The 19,086-nt window shown below is 50.0% G+C and carries 17 protein-coding genes; 1 reads left to right on the top strand and 16 read right to left on the bottom strand.

The genetic code is table 11. From position 1 onward, the window contains the following. The first annotated feature begins 11 nt into the window (after positions 1-11). Entirely contained in the window at positions 12-4,019 is a 4,008-nt protein-coding gene (gene purL, locus ACO0LE_RS00400; protein WP_422958452.1) for a phosphoribosylformylglycinamidine synthase, read from the top strand. 237 nt (positions 4,020-4,256) lie between these two features. Here purL and ACO0LE_RS00395 read toward each other — a convergent pair whose 3' ends face one another. From ACO0LE_RS00395 to ACO0LE_RS00320, 16 genes are all read right to left on the bottom strand, one after another. Further along, positions 4,257-4,991 (bottom strand): ABC transporter ATP-binding protein, encoded by a 735-nt coding sequence (locus ACO0LE_RS00395; RefSeq protein ID WP_422958451.1) that lies wholly within the window; start codon positions 4,989-4,991, stop codon positions 4,257-4,259. Beyond that, a complete protein-coding gene (locus ACO0LE_RS00390; protein WP_422958450.1) occupies positions 4,988-5,830 on the bottom strand; it encodes an ABC transporter permease in 843 nt (280 codons plus the stop codon). The genes ACO0LE_RS00395 and ACO0LE_RS00390 overlap by 4 nt, the downstream gene beginning before the upstream one ends. 69 nt (positions 5,831-5,899) lie before the next feature. After that, positions 5,900-6,925 carry an aliphatic sulfonate ABC transporter substrate-binding protein gene (locus tag ACO0LE_RS00385; protein WP_422958449.1) on the bottom strand — a complete coding sequence of 342 codons (1,026 nt, stop codon included), beginning with the start codon at positions 6,923-6,925 and terminating at the stop codon, positions 5,900-5,902. 66 nt (positions 6,926-6,991) lie between these two features. Then, positions 6,992-8,377: an LLM class flavin-dependent oxidoreductase gene (locus ACO0LE_RS00380; protein ID WP_422958448.1), complete on the bottom strand. Its 1,386-nt coding sequence runs from the start codon at positions 8,375-8,377 to the stop codon at positions 6,992-6,994. Between the two features lie 8 nt (positions 8,378-8,385). Further along, entirely contained in the window at positions 8,386-9,213 is an 828-nt protein-coding gene (locus ACO0LE_RS00375; protein WP_422958447.1) for a MetQ/NlpA family ABC transporter substrate-binding protein, read from the bottom strand. Positions 9,214-9,333: 120 nt separating this feature from the next. Next, the gene (locus tag ACO0LE_RS00370; RefSeq protein ID WP_422958446.1) at positions 9,334-9,996 is read right to left on the bottom strand and encodes a methionine ABC transporter permease; all 663 of its coding nucleotides are present in this window, start codon (positions 9,994-9,996) and stop codon (positions 9,334-9,336) included. Continuing rightward, positions 9,989-10,786, bottom strand: coding sequence for a methionine ABC transporter ATP-binding protein (locus ACO0LE_RS00365; protein WP_422958445.1), 798 nt, complete (start codon positions 10,784-10,786; stop codon positions 9,989-9,991). The genes ACO0LE_RS00370 and ACO0LE_RS00365 overlap by 8 nt, the downstream gene beginning before the upstream one ends. Positions 10,787-10,802: 16 nt before the next feature. Beyond that, positions 10,803-11,777, bottom strand: a complete 975-nt coding sequence (locus tag ACO0LE_RS00360) for an acyl-CoA dehydrogenase family protein (protein ID WP_422958444.1) — start codon at positions 11,775-11,777, stop codon at positions 10,803-10,805. Between the two features lie 15 nt (positions 11,778-11,792). Then, positions 11,793-12,062: a hypothetical protein gene (locus ACO0LE_RS00355; protein ID WP_422958443.1), complete on the bottom strand. Its 270-nt coding sequence runs from the start codon at positions 12,060-12,062 to the stop codon at positions 11,793-11,795. Between the two features lie 411 nt (positions 12,063-12,473). Next, positions 12,474-13,247, bottom strand: a complete 774-nt coding sequence (locus ACO0LE_RS00350) for a peptidylprolyl isomerase (RefSeq protein WP_422958442.1) — start codon at positions 13,245-13,247, stop codon at positions 12,474-12,476. Positions 13,248-13,288: 41 nt separating this feature from the next. Then, positions 13,289-13,564 carry a BolA family protein gene (locus tag ACO0LE_RS00345; protein WP_422958441.1) on the bottom strand — a complete coding sequence of 92 codons (276 nt, stop codon included), beginning with the start codon at positions 13,562-13,564 and terminating at the stop codon, positions 13,289-13,291. After that, on the bottom strand, positions 13,561-14,178 hold the full coding sequence (locus ACO0LE_RS00340; protein WP_422958440.1) for a septation protein A: 618 nt from the start codon (positions 14,176-14,178) through the stop codon (positions 13,561-13,563). Before ACO0LE_RS00340 ends, ACO0LE_RS00345 begins: the two co-directional genes overlap by 4 nt. Positions 14,179-14,213: 35 nt before the next feature. After that, positions 14,214-14,609 carry a peptide-methionine (R)-S-oxide reductase MsrB gene (gene msrB / locus ACO0LE_RS00335; RefSeq protein ID WP_422958439.1) on the bottom strand — a complete coding sequence of 132 codons (396 nt, stop codon included), beginning with the start codon at positions 14,607-14,609 and terminating at the stop codon, positions 14,214-14,216. Between the two features lie 13 nt (positions 14,610-14,622). Further along, positions 14,623-16,143: a protein adenylyltransferase SelO gene (locus ACO0LE_RS00330; protein WP_422958685.1), complete on the bottom strand. Its 1,521-nt coding sequence runs from the start codon at positions 16,141-16,143 to the stop codon at positions 14,623-14,625. A gap of 333 nt (positions 16,144-16,476) precedes the next feature. Continuing rightward, on the bottom strand, positions 16,477-18,294 hold the full coding sequence (locus tag ACO0LE_RS00325; protein ID WP_422958438.1) for a chemotaxis protein CheA: 1,818 nt from the start codon (positions 18,292-18,294) through the stop codon (positions 16,477-16,479). After that, positions 18,294-19,043 (bottom strand): protein phosphatase CheZ, encoded by a 750-nt coding sequence (locus tag ACO0LE_RS00320; protein ID WP_422958437.1) that lies wholly within the window; start codon positions 19,041-19,043, stop codon positions 18,294-18,296. Before ACO0LE_RS00320 ends, ACO0LE_RS00325 begins: the two co-directional genes overlap by 1 nt. Positions 19,044-19,086 lie beyond the last annotated feature (43 nt).

Raw genomic sequence — 19,086 nt, 5'->3', positions numbered from 1 at the left:
ACTCTCTCGCCATGTTGATATTGCCAGGCTCTAATGCCTTGTCTGCTTTTCGTACCCAAGGTCTATTATCCAAATTGCAAGCTGCTGACCCGCATATTGTCGGTATTAGCGGTCGCTTTACCCATTTTGTTGATGCGGCACACAGTTTGTCGGATGACGATGCTGCCCGGCTCAATGCGATGCTGACTTACGGCGACGCCTTTACTGGCAAGGAAGAGGGAGATAGTTTCGTTGTTATCCCGCGCTTCGGCACGATCTCTCCATGGGCCAGCAAGGCAACTGACATTGCACATAATTGCGGCATGCAGCACATCAAGCGGATTGAGCGTGGCATCCGTTACACGGTGCAAGTTAAATCAGGTTTGCTCGGCGGCGCAAAAAAATTAGCCGAGGAATCACGTCAGGCAGTTGCTGCTTTACTTCATGATCGCATGACAGAAATGGTGCTGGCAGATGTGCAGGAAGCCAGCGCATTATTCTCCGAACTCGATGCGAAACCTCTGGCGTCCGTTGATGTCCTTGGCGGTGGTAAGCAAGCTCTGTTGCAGGCAAATAGTGAATTAGGTCTCGCCTTGTCCGATGATGAGATTGATTATCTGGTTGACGCCTTTGTCGCTGCCGGTCGTAACCCAACTGACGTCGAATTAATGATGTTTGCGCAAGCCAATAGCGAACACTGCCGTCATAAAATCTTTAATGCTGACTGGACAATTGACGGCGTCGCACAGGATATTTCTCTGTTCGGCATGATCAAGAATACGCACTTGCTGCAACCGAAGGGCACCATCGTTGCCTATAGCGATAATTCGTCGATCATGGAGGGAGCAACCGTTACTCGCTTCTATCCTAACGGTGCTGCGAACGGCAATGAATATACCTCTACAACAGAACTCACTCACACCTTGATGAAGGTAGAGACACATAATCATCCGACTGCGATTTCTCCGTTCCCTGGCGCGTCGACAGGTGCTGGTGGTGAGATCCGTGATGAAGGAGCGACGGGCCGTGGTGCCAAACCAAAAGCCGGACTGACGGGTTTTACGGTATCCAATCTGATGTTACCAGGCGCCGTGCAGCCCTGGGAAAACGCCAGCGACACGATTGCCAACACAATTGCAAGTCAGCCTTCAGCGCAAGCTTATGGCAAACCCGACCGTATCGCTTCGGCATTACAAATCATGATTGACGGCCCTTTAGGCGGTGCTGCGTTCAATAATGAATTCGGCCGTCCGAATCTAGGTGGTTATTTCCGTACCTTTGAACAAAATGTGGGCGGCACTGTGTACGGCTATCACAAGCCCATCATGATCGCTGGCGGTATCGGCAATATCTCCGATAAGCACACCAAAAAAGACGATCTGCCGGTTGGTAGTCTGTTGATACAGCTAGGTGGTCCTGGCATGCGTATCGGCATGGGCGGTAGCGCAGCCTCATCGATGGCCACGGGTACTAACACCGCCGATCTGGATTTTGATTCTGTTCAGCGTGGCAATCCTGAGATGGAACGTCGTGCTCAGGAGGTGATTAATTCCTGCTGGCAGTTGGGCGACGACAATCCGATTTTGTCGATTCATGACGTTGGTGCCGGTGGTTTATCCAATGCCTTCCCGGAAATCACCAATGATGCCAAGCGTGGCGCGATCTTTGATTTGCGTAAAATACATCTTGAAGAAAGCGGCATGGCGCCGAAAGAGATCTGGAGTAACGAGTCGCAAGAGCGTTATGTGCTCGGTATCGCACCGGACAGCCTGGCTTTGTTCCAGTATTTCTGCGAGCGCGAGCGTTGTCCGTTTGCCGTCGTCGGTACAGCAACTGAAGAGCGTCAGCTCAAGGTAATCGACCCTGAACAGGGTAATACGCCGGTTGATATGCCGATGAACGTACTCTTGGGCAAGCCGCCTAAGATGCATCGTGATGTCACGCATGTCACGCACACTTTCCCTGCAATCGATCTGACTGGCATGGACTTGCAAGAGGTCGCCCAACGTATTCTGAGCTTGCCTACGGTTGCGGACAAATCCTTCCTGATCACCATCGGTGACCGTACTGTCGGTGCGACATCGGTACGTGACCAGATGGTCGGCCCGTGGCAAGTGCCGGTCGCTGATTGCGCCGTGACCACTATGAGTCTTGAAGGTTACCTCGGTGAAGCCATGTCCATGGGCGAACGCACACCGTTAGCCGTGATCAATGCTGCCGCATCTGGCCGCATGGCGATTGGTGAATCGATCACAAATATCGCGGCAGCACCGATCAAAGATATTTCTGATATCAAGTTGTCCGCTAACTGGATGGCCGCTTGCGGTCAGCCTGGCCAGGATGCCGCACTGTTTGATACAGTCAAGGCCATCGGCATGGAGCTTTGCCCCGCGCTTGGCATCAGTATTCCTGTCGGCAAAGACTCTTTGTCCATGCGCACCACATGGAAAGACGAGGGCGAATCTAAATCCGTCACGTCACCGGTATCACTGATCATTTCTGCTTTTGCACCGGTATTCGATGTACGTAAGTCCCTGACGCCGCAATTGCGCCTGGATGCTGGCGACACCAGCCTGATTTTGATCGATTTGGGACGCGGCAAAAATCGTCTGGGTGCGTCCTGCTTTGCTCAAGTCATGCAAAAACTCGGCGATCAGACGCCGGATGTGGATAGCGCCGATGATGTGAAAGCCTTCTTTACGGCGATTCAGCAACTGAATCGTGAAGATCATTTGCTGGCGTATCACGACCGCTCCGACGGCGGTTTGTATGCGACCTTATGTGAAATGGCGTTCGCTGGTCGTACAGGTTTGTCGATCAATCTCGACATCCTGACGATGGATGAGGCGGCGGATTGGGGCGATGCGAAGAACTGGGCCGGACAGGTCGCTGAACGTCGTAATGACCTGACTTTGCGTGCTTTATTTAGCGAAGAATTGGGCGCAGTGATTCAGGTTCGTACTGAGCAACGCACTGCGGTCATGGATGTATTACGCGCACACAATCTCGGTGCTTGCAGCCACATCATCGGTAAGGTGAATACCAGCAATGTGATTGAATTCACCCGTGACGCTAAACAAATCTATAGCCAGCCACGCACGGTATTGCATCAGTTGTGGAGTAAAACCAGCTGGCAAATCGCTCGTCTGCGCGACAATCCTGCCTGTGCTGACGCGGAATATGCGCGCATTCTTGACCTGAACGATCCAGGTATGACGCCTGCACTCACTTTTGATCCGCAACAAGATATCGCCGCACCTTCCATCAACACTGGTGTGCGTCCTAAGGTCGCGATCTTGCGTGAGCAGGGCGTGAATTCGCATATTGAGACGGCGTATGTTATGCATAAATCCGGCTTCACCGCGGTGGACGTGCATATGAGCGATCTGATCGCCGGTCGCGCCCGTCTGGCCGATTTTAAAGGTCTGATTGCAGTCGGTGGCTTTTCTTACGGCGACGCGCTCGGTGCTGGCGAGGGATGGGCGAAAACGATTCTGTTCAATGCGATGATGGCTGAACAGTTCTCGGACTTCTTCCATCGTCCAGATACGTTTGGTCTGGGTATCTGTAATGGCTGCCAGATGATGAGTAATCTGAAATCGATTATTCCGGGCGCTCAAGCCTGGCCGAAATTCACCAAGAACAAGTCGGAACAATTTGAAGGCCGTTTTGCCATGGTTGAAGTGCAGGAGTCGGCATCGATTTTCTTCCAGGGAATGGCCGGTACGCAGACGCCGATCGCGGTTGCCCATGGCGAAGGATTTGCTGATTTCTCTATCACAGGCGATATCAATGCAGCGCAGGTTGCCATGCGCTTCGTGAACAACGCTGGCGTTGCCACCGACGCCTATCCGTACAATCCGAACGGTTCGCCGCAAGGTATTACGTCGGTCACCAATGCTGATGGCCGCTTCACTGTCATGATGCCGCACGCAGAGCGTGTATTTCGCTCTGTACTGCATTCATGGCACCCGGAAGGCTGGGGTGAGGATTCGCCATGGATGCGTATGTTCCGCAATGCACGTCAGTGGGTCGCCTGATACGGAGATCATTTGCCGCTTCCTGAGCGCTACTTTGAATGAAAAATGCCACAGACATCTGTGGCATTTTTTATTAATCTGCAGCAATCATGCGTTTGTATGAAATGCATATACTCCCCTATATTTAATGGAAATAGATCGATTTCCGCATTATTTACCTAGTGGTTAAAAATATACTTAGTAGGAGTATATAATTTTTTCCTGTGAATTCACCTGAATCACCAAGGTCATTGACGTTTAAAAAGCATGTGCCGCATGCAGACATTCCAGGATTTCTGCTTTCACCGGTGATAGCGTCGCCTGTGCCCGGTTGCGCGGCCATGGCAAAGAGAGTGCAAATGTTGCACGTACCGGTCCTGCGCGATGATCGAGCAGCACGATTCTGTCACTCAGATAGAGCGCCTCATCAATATCATGCGTGACCATGACGACGGTTAACGCGTGCTCCTTCGCGATCCTTACCAGCAAGTCCTGTAGCTTCATTCTCGTGAATGCATCAACCGCTGAAAATGGTTCATCCAGTAACAACAGGCGAGGACGGCTGAACAGGCCGCGGGCGATGGCGACCCGTTGCGCCTGTCCGCCTGACAATTGCTTTGGTAAGGCCTTGCCATAGTTGTCGAGTCCAACTTCGTTTAGCAATTGCTGGACTGCTGCTTCATGGTCGCCTGACTGAGTTGAATCAAAGGCGATATTTTCAGCGACACTGAGCCAAGGAAATAAACGTGGCTCCTGAAATATGAAACCAATCTCCTTGCTGGTGCCTGTGATGTCCTTGCCAGCAAGCTGAATTTTGCCTTGATAGTGCGGATCCAGACCCGCGATGATGGAGAGCAAAGTGCTCTTGCCGCAACCACTGGCACCGATCAGGTTGACAATCTCGCCTTGCCTCACATCGAGTCGCAGACGCTGCAATATCTGATGTTCGCCATATCGCTTTTCATCAATCTGTACGCTCAAGAACGGAATCATACGAGCTGACTTTCTGATGTAAAGGTGTCACGCCAGGCCAGCAGGCGTCGCTCTAGCAATTGCATGCCCCAGTCACTGACTTTGCCCAACACCGCTAACAAGACAATCGCAGCCAGCACAATATCAGCGCGACTAGTCTCTCGTCCGTCGGTTAATAAATATCCCAATCCCTGACTGGCGGCGATCAGTTCTGCTGCGACCATAAACATCCACGCTAGGCTCAAACCATTCCGTAGTCCTGTGATGATTGCCGGTAACGCTGCAGGAAGAAGAATCCGGCGCGCTAAGGCAAACGGCGTGAGGCGATATAGCCTTCCCACTTCAACCAATCGACGATCGACGCCACGAATACCCGATACCACGCCCATATACACGGGAAAGAAAGTGCCAATGGCAATCAATACCAGTTTGGGCGCCTCATCAATACCCAGCCATAACAGCAGTAGTGGTACCCAAGCCAACGACGGGATCGCGCGCAATGCCTGAAAACTCGGATCCAGCAGAGCATCCAGCCGCTGACTCAGCGCGACCAGTGCACCGACCATTATTGCCAGTCCAGCGCCAAAGATAAAACCTGCAGCGACTCGCGCACTGCTCATTGCAATGTGACTGAGCAAACCATGTTCACCGAGAAAGGACAAGGTTTTGACAATCTCTGACGGTGGGGGTAACTGGTGCGCAGAGATCAGCCCAGTGTGTACACCGATTTCGGCAAAGGATATCAACGCAAGCGGAAGCAACATTCCTATGACGACGCGTGGAATGCCTCTTGATGTTTTGACCGGGCGGTTGAGTGCGTCCAGTTTTTTTGGCTGGATAGCAATACTGGGTGAGTTCATGGTTGTTGAATATGCAGGATGCGTGTCGTGGCGTATTTATTTCAGGTACAGGTTTTCAGATACGGATTGTCAGGTGCGTATGATTAAGTGTTGAGCAAAACGCACATCAATCAAATCGGTGATGGTCTTTGCCAGATCGGTACCCGGTTTGACTAAGCCCTCATCAAGCAGTATCGGCGCTGCGACTTGTAGCGCTTGCAGGTGCTCAGTGCCGGGTAAAGGCTGACTGAAATCACTGCGCAATTTGATCTGCAATAAGGCAACGGGCAAGCTGACCTTCGCTTCCTCCGACAGAATTTTTGCTGCATCGCTAGGATTGCTACGTATCCAGGCGCGTGCCCGCTCATAAGAACGGATGACACGAGTCAGCTCGGACGCATGGTTGTTTAAAAACTCTTCCCTGACATTTAAAAAACCATACGTGTTGAACGCGACATTACGGTAGATTAATGTTGAATTCGCTTCGAGTTCACTTGCTGCCATGTGAGGATCCAGTCCTGCCCAGGCGTCGACTTTGCCTTGCTCCAGCGCGATGCGCCCATCGGCATGTTGTAGGCTGACGTGCTCAATGTCGCTTCTTTTTAAGCCTGCAGTTTTTAACGCCCGTAACAGGAATAAATAAGGATCGGTTCCTTTGGTGGCGGCAACCTTTTTACCTTTTAAGTCAGCAATGCTGCGAATCGGTGAATTTTTGCGGATGACTAAAGCCGTCCACTCAGGACGGGAAAAAATATAAGGTGTTTTGATGGGATTGCCATTTGCTTTTGACAGCAAGGCAGCGAGTCCGGCGCTGGAGCCGATATCAATGCTATTTGCATTCAGATATTCCAGCGCACGATTGCTGCCAGCACTAAGCACCCATTTAATGTTGGTGCCATCCGTCTTAAATTCATCCTCCAGCCAGCCGAAGCGACGCAGGACTAAACTGGTGGGTGAATAATACGCATAATCCAGGCGTAGTTCCTTGAGTTGCGATGGCGATGACTGCGCTGATGTTTGTAATGATGATGAGGTCGAGCCTGCTTTTGCCAGCGTTGGCAGTGCGGCGACTGCTGCACCTGCTGAAGCGATTTCTAAAAAATGTCGACGTTTCATTGTGATCCTTTAATACTGAAGTAAGGTGTAAAAAGTAAAGTGCAGGCAATGTATAAAAAAGCTATATCAGGCAGCAGTAGCCAATGGCGTACCAATCTCGACATGTTGTCCTGCATGGTTAGATGGCAGGTAATCTCCTTGTCCAAACAATTGCTGTCGAAGGGTGCCCGTGCTGTACTGCGTTTTATAGCGCCCGCGTTGTTGCAGCTCCGGCACGACGAGATTAACAACGTCGCGCATGGTTTCATGTGCGATCGCAAAAGCGAGGTTGAAGCCATCAATCCCGGTGTCGTCCACCCAGCTCTCAAGCTGATCTGCGATCTCTGCGGCGCTGCCCACAAATACCGGACCGCGGCCACCTAAGGCGATGAAGCTTGCCGCCTCCCTGACTGTCCATCGTTTGTCCGGATCTGCTGCACTGAATGAGGCAAGTGCGCTGCGACCGGCTTCTGATTCTATGTAATCGATCGTCGCATCCAGCGGTAACGCAGAAAAATCTACGCCCGTCCATCCGGATAGCAAGGCGAGTGAGGCATCAATATCGAGATAGCGTAGATAGTCCTGGTATTTTTCCTGCGCTTGTTCTGTGGTGTCTGCCGTGATGATCAGCGCTTGCGCATAAATCAAAATCTGTTCCGGCTGACGACCTGCGTTGACAACTGCAGCACGGACGTCGTCGACGTAGCGTTTGACGATTTTTTTGCTTGGCCCGCTGACAAACGTACATTCGGCATGACGTGCGGCAAATGCCGTGCCGCGTGCCGATGTACCTGCTTGAAATAATAGTGGCGTTCTTTGCGGTGAGGGTTCTGATAAATGGATACCAGGTACGTTGAAATAGCGTCCTTCATGCCTGATTGGATGCACATGGGCAGGATCGGTATAGATGCCGCGTACTTTATCTTTGACGACGGCCTGCTTGTCCCAACTTTTTTCCCAAAGTTTATACACCACGTCCAGATATTCATCGGCGAGGTCATAGCGCTCGTCATGACTGAGTTGCTGCTGCAATCCCAGATTGCGTGCTGCACTATCGAGGTAACCGGTAACGATATTCCAGCCTATGCGCCCCTTGGTCAGATGATCAAGCGTCGACATACGACGGGCAAACGTATAGGGGTGTTCATAAGTGAGGGCGCAGGTCACGCCAAAGCCCAGATGTCTGGTCACGTTTGCCATTAAGGGAACCAATGCCAGAGGATCGTTGAGAGGCACTTGAACCGCATGGCGCAGGGCAGCGTCCGCATTGCCCTCATAGACATCGTAGACCCCCAGCACATCGGCCAGAAACACGGCGTCGAATAAGCCATATTCCAGCAAGCGTGCCAGTTCTGTCCAGTGTTCGGCGTTCGTGTATTGATCGCTGTTATCGCGCGGGTGACGCCACAACCCTGGTGACTGATGCCCGACCGTATTCATCTGGAACGCGTTAAAGCGGATGAGTTTGCTCATGACGATGATTATTTCGCAGCGACTTCGAGCGCTTGTTGGTAATCCGGTTTAGCAAACCCGGCAAAGTGTTTATTGGTCACCGCTAAAAATTCCCGAGAGCGATAGGCTGCTTCGAGATCTTTGACCCAAGGCTTGGCTTTATCCTCCGTCCGTATTGCCACCAGATTTTGGTAATTGGCCGAAATTTTTTCGCGTGCCAGGGCGTCGTTCAATTTCAGACCTGAGGCCAGCGCGAAATTTCCATTCACAAAGGAGTAATCCGTGTCTTGGAGCGAGCGCGGCAATTGCGCAGCCTCCAGCGGGACGAGTTTAATTTTTTTGATATTGTCTGCCATGTCTTTTTCAGATGCGCGAATCGGATCAATATTCGCCTTCAGCTTGATCCAGCCTAGCTGATCCAATAGAACTAGGGCGCGGGCTTGATTGGTTGGATCATTGGGTAACGCGACCGTACTCCCTTCTTTGACCTCGTTTAAGGAGCTGTGTTTTTTGCTGTAAATCGCGATAGGCGCAGTCGGTACTTTGATGAGTTCGCTTAAAGCGAGCTTGTTTTCCGTTGCAAACTTCGTCAGGTAAATGATGTGTTGAAATGCGTTTGCATCGAGTGAGCCTTCTGCTAGCGCGAAATTCGGCTGAATATAGTCATTGAATTCAACAACTTTGATTTTATAACCCTGTTTTTCGAGGATAGGTTTAATCCCGAGTTTGACCTGATCCGCATAAGGGCCAGCGCTGGTGCCAATGACCAGCTCTTTGGGATCTTTGGCGAGGCTGATGTTCGCGGCTGTCAGTGAGAAGCTCGCAATGAGGCTAAAAATGAGGCGACGGCGTAGCATAAAATTTCCTTTTTTAAAATATTGATGTCTTGAGACTGAATGCGCCAATGGGTGACTAATAAATGCGCAATGAGTGGTGCAGTGATTGGTACATTGAGTGGTAAATATCTAGGATGTTTTTTAACGCTTATCCAAACGTTTTGCGACTTGGTTGCCGGTGAACTGAATAAGTTGGACCAGTAGAATCAGGACGGCAACGGTGAAGAACATGATGTCTGTCTGGAAGCGGTAGTAACCATAACGAATCGCCAGATCCCCGATGCCACCGCCACCCACAACGCCAGCGACGGCGGAGTAGGACAAGAAGCTGATGGCTAATACGGTCAGCGCCAGCACCAGACCAGATCGCGCTTCGACCAGTAATACACGGAACACGATTTGCAATTCGCTCGCACCCATTGCATGTGCGGCCTCAATGACGCCGCGTGGAACTTCTTTGCAGCTTTGCTCTACCAGACGGGCGAAGTAGGGAATGGCGGCGAAAGAGAGGGGGACTGCGGCAGCAAGTGGCCCGATCGATGTGCCAACAATCCAGCGCGTAAAAGGCACCAGCGCGACCAGTAAAATAATGAAGGGGAATGAACGCACGGTATTCACCAGCCAGCCCAGCGCGAGTGAGAGTGTGCGGTGTTGTAATGACTGTCCATCCGCCACTAAAAAAAGCACAATACCTAATGGACCACCGATCACTATGGCGGCCGATAATCCTATCGCCAGCATGGTGAGCGTCTGCGCGATAGCGGTGCCAAGTTCGGGTAGCAGTGATATCAGATTCTCAAACATGGGCAAGATCTTTCCAATGTTCTGCATGATTTTCTTCGTTGCCGTAATACGCAAGTTCTCTGCCCAGAGCCGTCTTGCGCACCAGACTGGTATCTGCGAGGGCAAAGATTTCGGCGATTTTGCCGTCTTCGATGACGGCAGCTTTATTGCAGATAGTGCTGAGCACAGATAGCTCGTGGCTGACGATCACAATGGTGACTCCAAGTTCTTGATTGATTTCGCGTAGTGTTTCTAGCACCTCGCGTGTGGTTTCTGCATCCAGCTCCGAGGTAGGTTCATCGCAGAGTAAAACATGTGGACGACTGGCCAAGGCGCGGGCAATTGCGACGCGTTGTTTTTGTCCGCCGGATAATTGCGCCGGATAGCTGCTGGTTTTATTACTGAGTCCAACGATTCTCAGACAATCTGTGACGCGATCAGCAATCTCTTTTTTACTCAATAGCCCATGAATTTTTAATGGGAAAGCGACGTTCTCGAAGACAGTTGCGTTCTGTAGCAAATTGAATTGCTGAAAGATCATGCCGATGTTCTGACGTGTTTCACGTAACTGTTTCTTATTCATTGCAGTCAATTCTCTCTGAGCGACCGTGACGCTGCCTCCATCGGGACGTTCTAATAAATTGATCAGACGCAGCAAGGTAGATTTGCCTGCGCCGCTTTTACCTATCAGACCAAAAATATCGCCTTCTGCAATATCCAGGCTGACGTTCTGTACTGCATGAAAAGTCTCGCCACCCGGCAGTGAATACACCTTCGTTGCGGATCGTATTTGTATGATGGGTTTGCTCATGTTTTTTTTCGTTCTCTTAAGAATATGGCGTTGGTTCAGGCAACCGTCCATCGAGTGCATAGCGACCAAGATCACGCAATTTGTAGTCGATGGGATCATGCAGAGTGTGCACACGTGCATTACGCCAGAACCGGTCGTAGCCGTACCGGGACGAGGTGGAACGTGCACCGGTCAATTCAAACATTTGCGAACTGACTTCAATGCCAGCCTGATGCGCAAGATATTTGGCTTCTGCGATAGCAATCGCGAGCTCTCCCCGGTCATTGGCTGTGACTAATACGCCTTTATCGACCACTTGGTCGAGAGTCGCTGCGGCCTGATCCGCTAGCGCAATTGCCGGACGCAACAGCATCCATAGCTGGCCATAGCGATGTTGAATGAACGGGTCCTCAGCAGACGCATTGACACCTGATGCAAACCAGGCTTTTGCCTCGTCGTTGGTGTAGTTGCGCGCAGCGTCGAATGCGCCTAGGCCAATGCCAAGGTAGAGATTTGCCATGACTAATTGTGCGATTTGTGATCGTAGCGTTGCCTGTGGTGTCGGCGTTTGTGCAGGGCGCTGCAATACCCATTCATCTGGTAAAAACACGTGAGCGAAATGAACATTGCCGCTATCGGTTTGTTTCTGTCCAAAGGCATCCCAGTCTGCCTGCACGGTAATGCTTGGCTGGTTTGTCGGGATGGCCGCGACGAGCGCGCTTTGTGTTGTGTCATCCCAAGCTGAGATCGTGAGCCAGTCGGAACCGACCGATCCTGATGAGAAGCTTTTTACTCCATTGAGAATGTAGCCACCTTTACTCGGGGATGCGATGGTACGCTTGTCTAATGGGTTGAGTGCATTCCCCCAAAAAAACTGCTGTTCTGCCGATGCGGTGAGGAGGCGGCGTTGTTGCTGTGCGTTGCCATAGAGCTGAATGCCGGCGAGCTGCAAATGATGGAAGCCAAAAATGTGTGCGAGCGCGCTATCGGCTTTGGCAAGGATGCGAATCACTTGATATACGGTCGACTAGTCGGCACCCTGCCCACCAAATTCCCTAGGGATCGAGAGCGTCAGCAGACCTGATTCTCGGATCCATTCGCGCTCTTTAGCTGCGTGCCCACCAACCTGATCGCGTTCTGCTGCGGTGGTGGCAAGTCGTTCGGCCAGATGCCGGGCGATGATGATGGCGTCGTCCGATCCTGCATGTAAATCCGCTGATACCGGTTTGGAGAGCGGAGCAAAAGCTGGCGTTGAGGATTGCGCTGGATATGGCAATCGATTGAGTACTGGAGTCATGGTAAGACCTAAAAAAACGAATGTGAAGCGAGTATTACATTGCGTTTTTATTCCGTACACGAAGATATTTAGATGTGTTTATGCATATTTTTCCTATGAAGAAAAATAAGTTTGGATATAACTTTTGAGTGCAGGAAGCGCCGTGATAGGCAGGGGGAGATGGGCGCGAAGGGAGTATATTTTGAGAGTGGCTGATACTACAAGGTTTGAACAGCTATCTTGAGCGACAAAATTGATCGATAAAACTGGAGCGTCAATCGCCTCTGATGAACAGTTCGAACATAGATTTTATTTATATTTTTTAAAATTTTTAAACATTCCTCTTAATGGCGACGACAAAATAAAAAAAGACGCCGAAGCGTCTTTTTTACTGAAGCAAACCATTAATTGGCGTTGATTAATCAGCGTCGATTATTGGATTTTTGCTTTTTTCAACAGAGACTGTTGGTAAGCCTGAACTTTTTGTTGTTGCAGGTTGTTCACGATCTGTGGTTTTACTTCTTCCATCGTTGGGAATTTAGCAGTACGTACATCGTCAAGTTTGATGATGTGGAAGCCGAATTCTGTTTTGACAGGCGTTTCAGTGAATTGACCTTTTTGCAGTGCGACCAGAGCTTGTGAGAATGGTGCTACATAGCTTGCTGGTGATGCCCAATCCAGATCGCCACCTTTGGCTGCTGAGCCAGGGTCTTTGGATTGTTTTGCCAGTTCATCAAATTTCGCGCCAGCTTTCAATTTCAAGATGATTGCTTTTGCTTCGTCTTCTTTTTCTACCAGGATATGGTAGGCGTGATATTCCTTGTCGCCAGCCTGGGATTTTGCTTTGTCGTATTCAGCTTTGATATCTGCATCAGTGACCGGATTCTTTTTGACAAAGTCGAGCATGAGTGCACGGATTAGTATCGATTGACGCGCCACTTCCAGTTGTGTTTTGACATCCGGGTTTGCCGCTACGGCGGCTTTGTCCGCTTCTTGCATCAGGACTTCGCGGTTGATCAATTCTTGTTTTACCATCGCGCGCAGTTCTGGCGAATCTTTTTGGCCTTGCTCTGCCAATTGTTTGACCATAGCGTCAACGCGGCTGGACGGGATAGCTTTACCGTTAACTACGGCGAGATTTTGAGCCATTGCAGGCAAGGCAGTTGCGAGAAGTACTACCAGCAAATGAGCAGGTTTAAAGGTCATTATCTGTTCCTAAAATAACAAAGTAAGTAAAAACAAAGTGGTTAGGTCGGTATCTCTGACGGAGCCAGCGCAACAATTACAAGTGCATGAATTTCCGTGTGCATCATATCGCCAACGGCATCATACACTAGTCGATGTCGAGATATACGATTTAGCCCCTCAAATTGGTAACAAACTATTTTTACACTGAAATGACCGGCACCGGAGGCGGCGCCGGCGTGGCCGTGGTGTGCGGCAGAGTCGTCTTGTAGTTGACAACTGAGGGGCTGCAAAGTTTCTTTGAGGCGTTTTTCAATACGGTTCAGGCGGTCGCTCATGTCGGTTCTTCCATATATTTTGCCAAAAAAAGGCTTTGGACGACAATAAATACCGGTAAGGCGCCAACGGAGTAGAGTTTAAAATTGACCCAGGTCGTCGTCGGGTAAGAGAAGGCAACATATAAATTGAGGATACCCATCAAGCTGAAATACGCGATCCATGCGAGGCTCAATTTAAACCAGACATCCTCGGGTAGCGTAATTTGCGTTCCCATTGTTGCTTTAAGTAAATTGGCTTTGAATAAAAATTGTCCGAGCAAAAATGCAATGGCGTAGCACCAGTAGATGACGGTCGGTTTCCATTTAATAAAAGTTTCACTATGAAAATAGATCGTTGCACTGCCAAAGCCAACGATGACGATGAAAGAGATCCAAAGCAATGCATCAATTTTAATGCGGCGGATGACAAGGTAGCCAAATTGCAGGGCGGAGCCGATGATGGCAATAGCCGTGGCCATCAATATGGGAGCCAGATCCGCTACTGGTTTGCCCCCGGAGATAAGTCCTGATAGGTATTGATCTACCAGACTCTGTGCGACCTCCGGGTTGCGCTCTCCAAGCTTGAAGCTGATGAAGAACAGGAGTACCGGAAAAATATCAAACAAAAATTTCATAGCAACTTTTCAAAACAAGGATTAAATCTGCCCGATTATGCTTTAGGCTCAAATCGCAGGGACGCGGAATTGATGCAATAACGCAATCCCGTTGGTGGTGGCCCGTCGGGAAACACATGACCTAGATGGGCGTCGCAAATATTACACACTATCTCGGTGCGAGTCATGCCGTGTGTGCGATCCACTTTTTCTAGTACGTTGGCGGGATTGAGAGCTTTGAAATAACTTGGCCAGCCACAGCCAGAATCAAACTTGGCATCTGATTCGAATAAGGGTGTGTTGCAGCACACGCAGGTATAAATGCCTGCTTCGTGGTGATCCCAGAATTTGCCGGTGAAGGCCCGTTCTGTCGCTGCGTGGCGCGTAACTTCATATTCCATGTCTGTGAGCATGGCGCGCCATTCTTTATCGGTTTTGGTGACTTTTGACATGGTGTTTCCTTTATTAAGATGAGCAACTGACTTCTAATTCGCGCGCCCAGTCGGGTGGAAGGGCGGCATAGTCGTCATGCCCGGCTTGTTCATCAAAGGGGTTTTCTAAAATTTGCAATAAGGTCGCCACTTCGGAGTAGTCTTTTTTCTGCGCTTTTTCAATCGCAATCTGTGCGAGGTAATTGCGCAGTATATATTTAGGATTGACCTTTTGCATGGCATGTTGACGAGTGGGGTCGTCACTTTTTTCCGCATGTAAGCGCTGGCTATATTGCTCTAGCCACAGATCCAGAGCCGAACGGTCGAGAAAACCATCCCTGAGTCGCTCATCCAGTACGGATTTGCCGGTGTTGATGTAACTGAGATGCCGGAAACTCTGCGTGAAATCAGCACCGTTTTCCTGCATCAGATCGAAAAACTGATCGAATAGTTTACCGTCAGCACTGGCATGCCCGGGGAGAGGAGTCAGACCAAACTTCAGGTGTAATAGATGATCTAGTGCCTCTTGATATGCTGGTTGATAGGTGGATAGTGCAGCTTGTGTGTCGTCTACGGTGCCGATTAATGGCAAGAGTGCCTGTGCCAGCGCATGACAATTCCAGTGGCCGATTTTGGGTTGCATGCGGTAGGAGTAGCGACCCTGCGTATCGGTGTGGTTGCAAATGTGATTCGGATTAAATGCTTCCATAAAGCCGAATGGGCCGTAATCGAGCGTCAAGCCCAGTATCGACATATTGTCCGTATTCATTACCCCATGCATGAAGCCAACGGCCTGCCACTGCGCCATCAGTTTTGCCGTGCGCTGTGTGACTTCTTGCAATAACGCCTGGTACGGATTGTCTTGTTTGAGTAATGCGGGATAGTAATTGTTGAGTACAAAATCGGCCAGTGTTTGCAGATGTTCCGGCGCGTTATTGTAGTACCAGTGTTCGAACGATCCAAAGCGAATAAAGCTAGGCGCCAGACGGGTCACGACCGCCGCTGTTTCGGGCGTTTCGCGCATCACATACTGATCGGAGCCTGTGACGCTCAACGCGCGGGAAGTCGGTATACCCAGGCCAGCCATGGCTTCTGAGCATAAAAACTCTCGAATCGATGAGCGCAAGACAGCGCGGCCATCGCCCATGCGAGAGTAGGGCGTCATGCCCGCGCCTTTGAGTTGGATTTCTATCCTGCCGTTTGCCGAATCGGCTATATTTTTTGCCGCAATATCCCCCAACAAGATTGCTCGTCCGTCACCCAGTTGACCGGCCCAAACACCAAACTGATGTCCCGAATACACGGCTGACAAAGGTTTGCTGCCATCGATTATCTGATTCCCAGTGAACAGTTCTGTGAATAATCCGTCGTCAAACACTGCAGATGACAAGCCAATAATATCCGCTACTTTGGCACTTGCGCCGACCAGATAAGGTTCAGGTAGAGGAGTTGGTTGTAATTCAGTGAAAAAAGCAGCGGGTAGTTGGGCGAATTGATTGGCAAGGCTGAGTTTAGTCAGTTCGGCATGTTCGGTTACTGGCGTAGTTGCGGTCATATCGGTGTGGTCGGACATTGCTGAATATTCGTGAGAGGGCAGATGCATGGAAAGTGCTGTTATTTTGACAGACTAAGGCGAACTTCGTTGAGTTCACACAGTTTGGCGACTTTTTATCTGCAAAATAAACTGGGAATAACGTATATTTTTATATACTCCATCAGAGTATATTTTCAACATCTGCGAAAAATATGCGGAGTGAGGCATATTTTTCTATTTATACGGGGGAGTATGTGTTTTTGCAGGAGTTTGATACGGTAAATTAAGATTTTCTGGCTCTTGTGATTTTCATTAACACAAGAGCCGGGAAGTCCTGATGCGCCGCTAAATAGATTACGCGCTGAGTCTTTCGCCGACTTTGCATCCGTCGAGCAAAAAGGACAGGCTGGTTACCAGAACCAGTTCACCTTCGGCAGACCGGGCCGTGCCTGTGATGCCTGGTGTCGTAATGCAGGTCAGTGGTTTAATAACAAGATCGGCAGTGCCATCGACAGAATCGACCGATAAGATGTACGGATTTGGCGCGGCAATCACAATGCCAACTCTCTCTGAACTCTTTTCATAACCCAAAATTTGTCCGAGCGAGCGCACCGGTAACGGTCTTCCCAAATCGCGTAATACCGGATGACCACCAACGCTTTCAAAGGTTTCCGGCAATTCGACGACCCGTTGCACCGTTGCCATTGGCAATGCCAGAGACGCGCCGTCGGTGCGCACCAGCATTGTAGGTACGATCGACAGTTCAATCGGCAAACGAATCAGGAACGTGGTGCCAGTGCCGAGATTCGACGAAATACGGATTGCACCGCGATGACGCTCTACGGCCGTTTTGACAACATCCATGCCGACGCCACGACCGGATACGCTGGAGGCGACTTCCTTGGTAGAGAAACCCGGCAGGAAGACGAGCTGGAAAGCTTCGTCATCAGTGCGAGCATCATGTGCATTGATCAGCCCTTTGGAAATAGCTTTGTCACGGAGGCGCTGTGCATCCATACCCTTGCCGTCATCGGTCACTTCAATCATGACGCTGCTTGCTTCTTGCCAGGCCTTCAACGAGATAGTTGCGCGTGGCGATTTCGATGTCGCTGCTCGTTCTTCTGATGTTTCAATGCCATGATCTAAAGCATTGCGAAGCATGTGCACCAAAGGGTCGTACAGACTGTCGACGACGACACGATCAACTTCAGTTTCAGCACCTGAAATATTCAGGTCAACATCTTTACCAAGATCACGGGCTAACTCGCGAATTAAACGGGGAAATTTTTGAAACAAGCGACCAACCGGCTGCATGCGCGTCGCTAAGGTTGCTCGTTGCAATTCCGTTGAGTAACGAGAGGCGCGTGTTAAGGTCTCGGTTAATGCAGACATCAGTGGTGCTGCCTGACCATCAAACTTGAACTGTGACAATTTTTCAAGTAATACAGCAGCCTGGTTGGCTGCCTGTACAGATTCACCGGCTACCTCAAGTAAAACGTCAAGCTTGACCGCATCGATGCGGATACTTTCTTCCTTAATTGGTGCGTTTTGCTTAATCGTCTCAGAGGTGGCAAGCGACGTTTTTACCGCCTCATGTTCTTCGCTGACTTTAACTGGTTCTGATGCAACTTCTTCCGGCAGTGTGCCTGCGGGCGTGATGGCCCTGAAGTAAGCTTCCCAATTAACGCCATCCGAACTCAATGCGGCAACCGGTGCATTAGTAATAACTTCTACTTTTTTTTCTTTAACTGCTGGCGTGGAAGGAGTCGCTTTCTTTGTAGAACTGACTTTGCCTTCTATTGCATCCGTTAACACCTGCTCAAGGGACTTGGGCATGGTGGATAATTGATCTGGGTGAGTTCCGTTAGATAGCGCGGTTAATTGATCTGCAACAAAGCCACTAGCTTCGAGCGCAGCTTCTATCGCTATTGGCGTAACAGGAGCCTGACCGGTGCGGAGTGCGTCAAATAAATTTTCTGTTAAATGACATGCCGAGACCATTGCAGTCAAATTCATAAAACCGGCGCCACCCTTGATCGTATGGAAAGAGCGAAAAACGGCATTGAGCGTATTCATGTCCCCAGGATTACGTTCAAGTGAGAGCAGAAGCTCTTCTACGTTTGTCGCCAAATCCAAAGCCTCGACGACAAATTCTTTCAGCATGTCATCCATTAGAAGCCCAAACTATCAAGTAGGTTGTCTACGTCGTCCTGTTCTAGTGCCGCATTTGGAACGGAAGGACCCTCCATCAATTCGATGGCTTTTTCTTTCAATTCACTTGGAGCATTGTCGATAAGAATTTGTGCAAGCTCGCGCTCTACTGCTTGTGTAATTACCAGTACTTTTTTGATTAGCTGACCAGTCAGATCTTGGAAGTCTTGTGCCATCATAATATCTAGTAGACGGGCTTTTTCCGCGTCTGTGGAGGCGACCACGGTGTGCGTAAATTGTTTTGAGTCTGTTGCTAGTGTTTTGAAATCGTCAACACTCATCTTGCCGGCAAACACATTGCTCCAGCGGCTGTCCAGATCCTTTGCACTTTTTGCTAGTGCATCTTGCTCAGGCATACCGGCATCGGTTGCATTCAATACTTTGTTGGCTGCCTGTTCGGTCAGAGATGCGACATATTCAAGTCGTCCTTGCGCATCTGAAATTTGTGATGCGACGTCTGATAGTGAGCGGTCATAACCGAGTTCACGCATCGAGTCGTGCATCATTCTGACAAGTCCACCTAAGCGGTCGAACATGGGCTTGCTAGAATCCCCTTCGGCGTTGCTGTGTAAATTTAATTTGGCAGGTGGGGGGATTTCTTGAGGGGCCGCAACTGGCTCAGCGGCAACTGAAGGCGGAACCGCTGCCTCGACACGCTGATTGGCCATCTCTTCGAATAATGCGTCCAAATCATCTGCTGAATCGGTCATAGTTCTCTATTCTCCATAATCGCTGTGATAATTTTGTGAATTT

Source organism: Undibacterium sp. Xuan67W, assembly GCF_049340165.1.
Lineage (GTDB): Bacteria > Pseudomonadota > Gammaproteobacteria > Burkholderiales > Burkholderiaceae_D > Undibacterium.
The sequence above is the reverse complement of the archived record's forward strand: the minus strand, read 5'-3'. Positions and strand labels throughout refer to the sequence as shown.

Bases quoted from the DNA above. Each gene is read 5' to 3' on its own strand.
- purL (WP_422958452.1), top strand. From the start codon at position 12: ATGTTGATATTGCCAGGCTCTAATGCCTTGTCTGCTTTTCGTACCCAA.
- ACO0LE_RS00395 (WP_422958451.1), bottom strand. From the start codon at position 4,991: ATGATTCCGTTCTTGAGCGTACAGATTGATGAAAAGCGATATGGCGAA.
- ACO0LE_RS00390 (WP_422958450.1), bottom strand. From the start codon at position 5,830: ATGAACTCACCCAGTATTGCTATCCAGCCAAAAAAACTGGACGCACTC.
- ACO0LE_RS00385 (WP_422958449.1), bottom strand. From the start codon at position 6,925: ATGAAACGTCGACATTTTTTAGAAATCGCTTCAGCAGGTGCAGCAGTC.
- ACO0LE_RS00380 (WP_422958448.1), bottom strand. From the start codon at position 8,377: ATGAGCAAACTCATCCGCTTTAACGCGTTCCAGATGAATACGGTCGGG.
- ACO0LE_RS00375 (WP_422958447.1), bottom strand. From the start codon at position 9,213: ATGCTACGCCGTCGCCTCATTTTTAGCCTCATTGCGAGCTTCTCACTG.
- ACO0LE_RS00370 (WP_422958446.1), bottom strand. From the start codon at position 9,996: ATGTTTGAGAATCTGATATCACTGCTACCCGAACTTGGCACCGCTATC.
- ACO0LE_RS00365 (WP_422958445.1), bottom strand. From the start codon at position 10,786: ATGAGCAAACCCATCATACAAATACGATCCGCAACGAAGGTGTATTCA.
- ACO0LE_RS00355 (WP_422958443.1), bottom strand. From the start codon at position 12,062: ATGACTCCAGTACTCAATCGATTGCCATATCCAGCGCAATCCTCAACG.
- ACO0LE_RS00350 (WP_422958442.1), bottom strand. From the start codon at position 13,247: ATGACCTTTAAACCTGCTCATTTGCTGGTAGTACTTCTCGCAACTGCC.
- ACO0LE_RS00345 (WP_422958441.1), bottom strand. From the start codon at position 13,564: ATGAGCGACCGCCTGAACCGTATTGAAAAACGCCTCAAAGAAACTTTG.
- ACO0LE_RS00340 (WP_422958440.1), bottom strand. From the start codon at position 14,178: ATGAAATTTTTGTTTGATATTTTTCCGGTACTCCTGTTCTTCATCAGC.
- msrB (WP_422958439.1), bottom strand. From the start codon at position 14,609: ATGTCAAAAGTCACCAAAACCGATAAAGAATGGCGCGCCATGCTCACA.
- ACO0LE_RS00330 (WP_422958685.1), bottom strand. From the start codon at position 16,143: ATGACCGCAACTACGCCAGTAACCGAACATGCCGAACTGACTAAACTC.
- ACO0LE_RS00325 (WP_422958438.1), bottom strand. From the start codon at position 18,294: ATGGATGACATGCTGAAAGAATTTGTCGTCGAGGCTTTGGATTTGGCG.
- ACO0LE_RS00320 (WP_422958437.1), bottom strand. From the start codon at position 19,043: ATGACCGATTCAGCAGATGATTTGGACGCATTATTCGAAGAGATGGCC.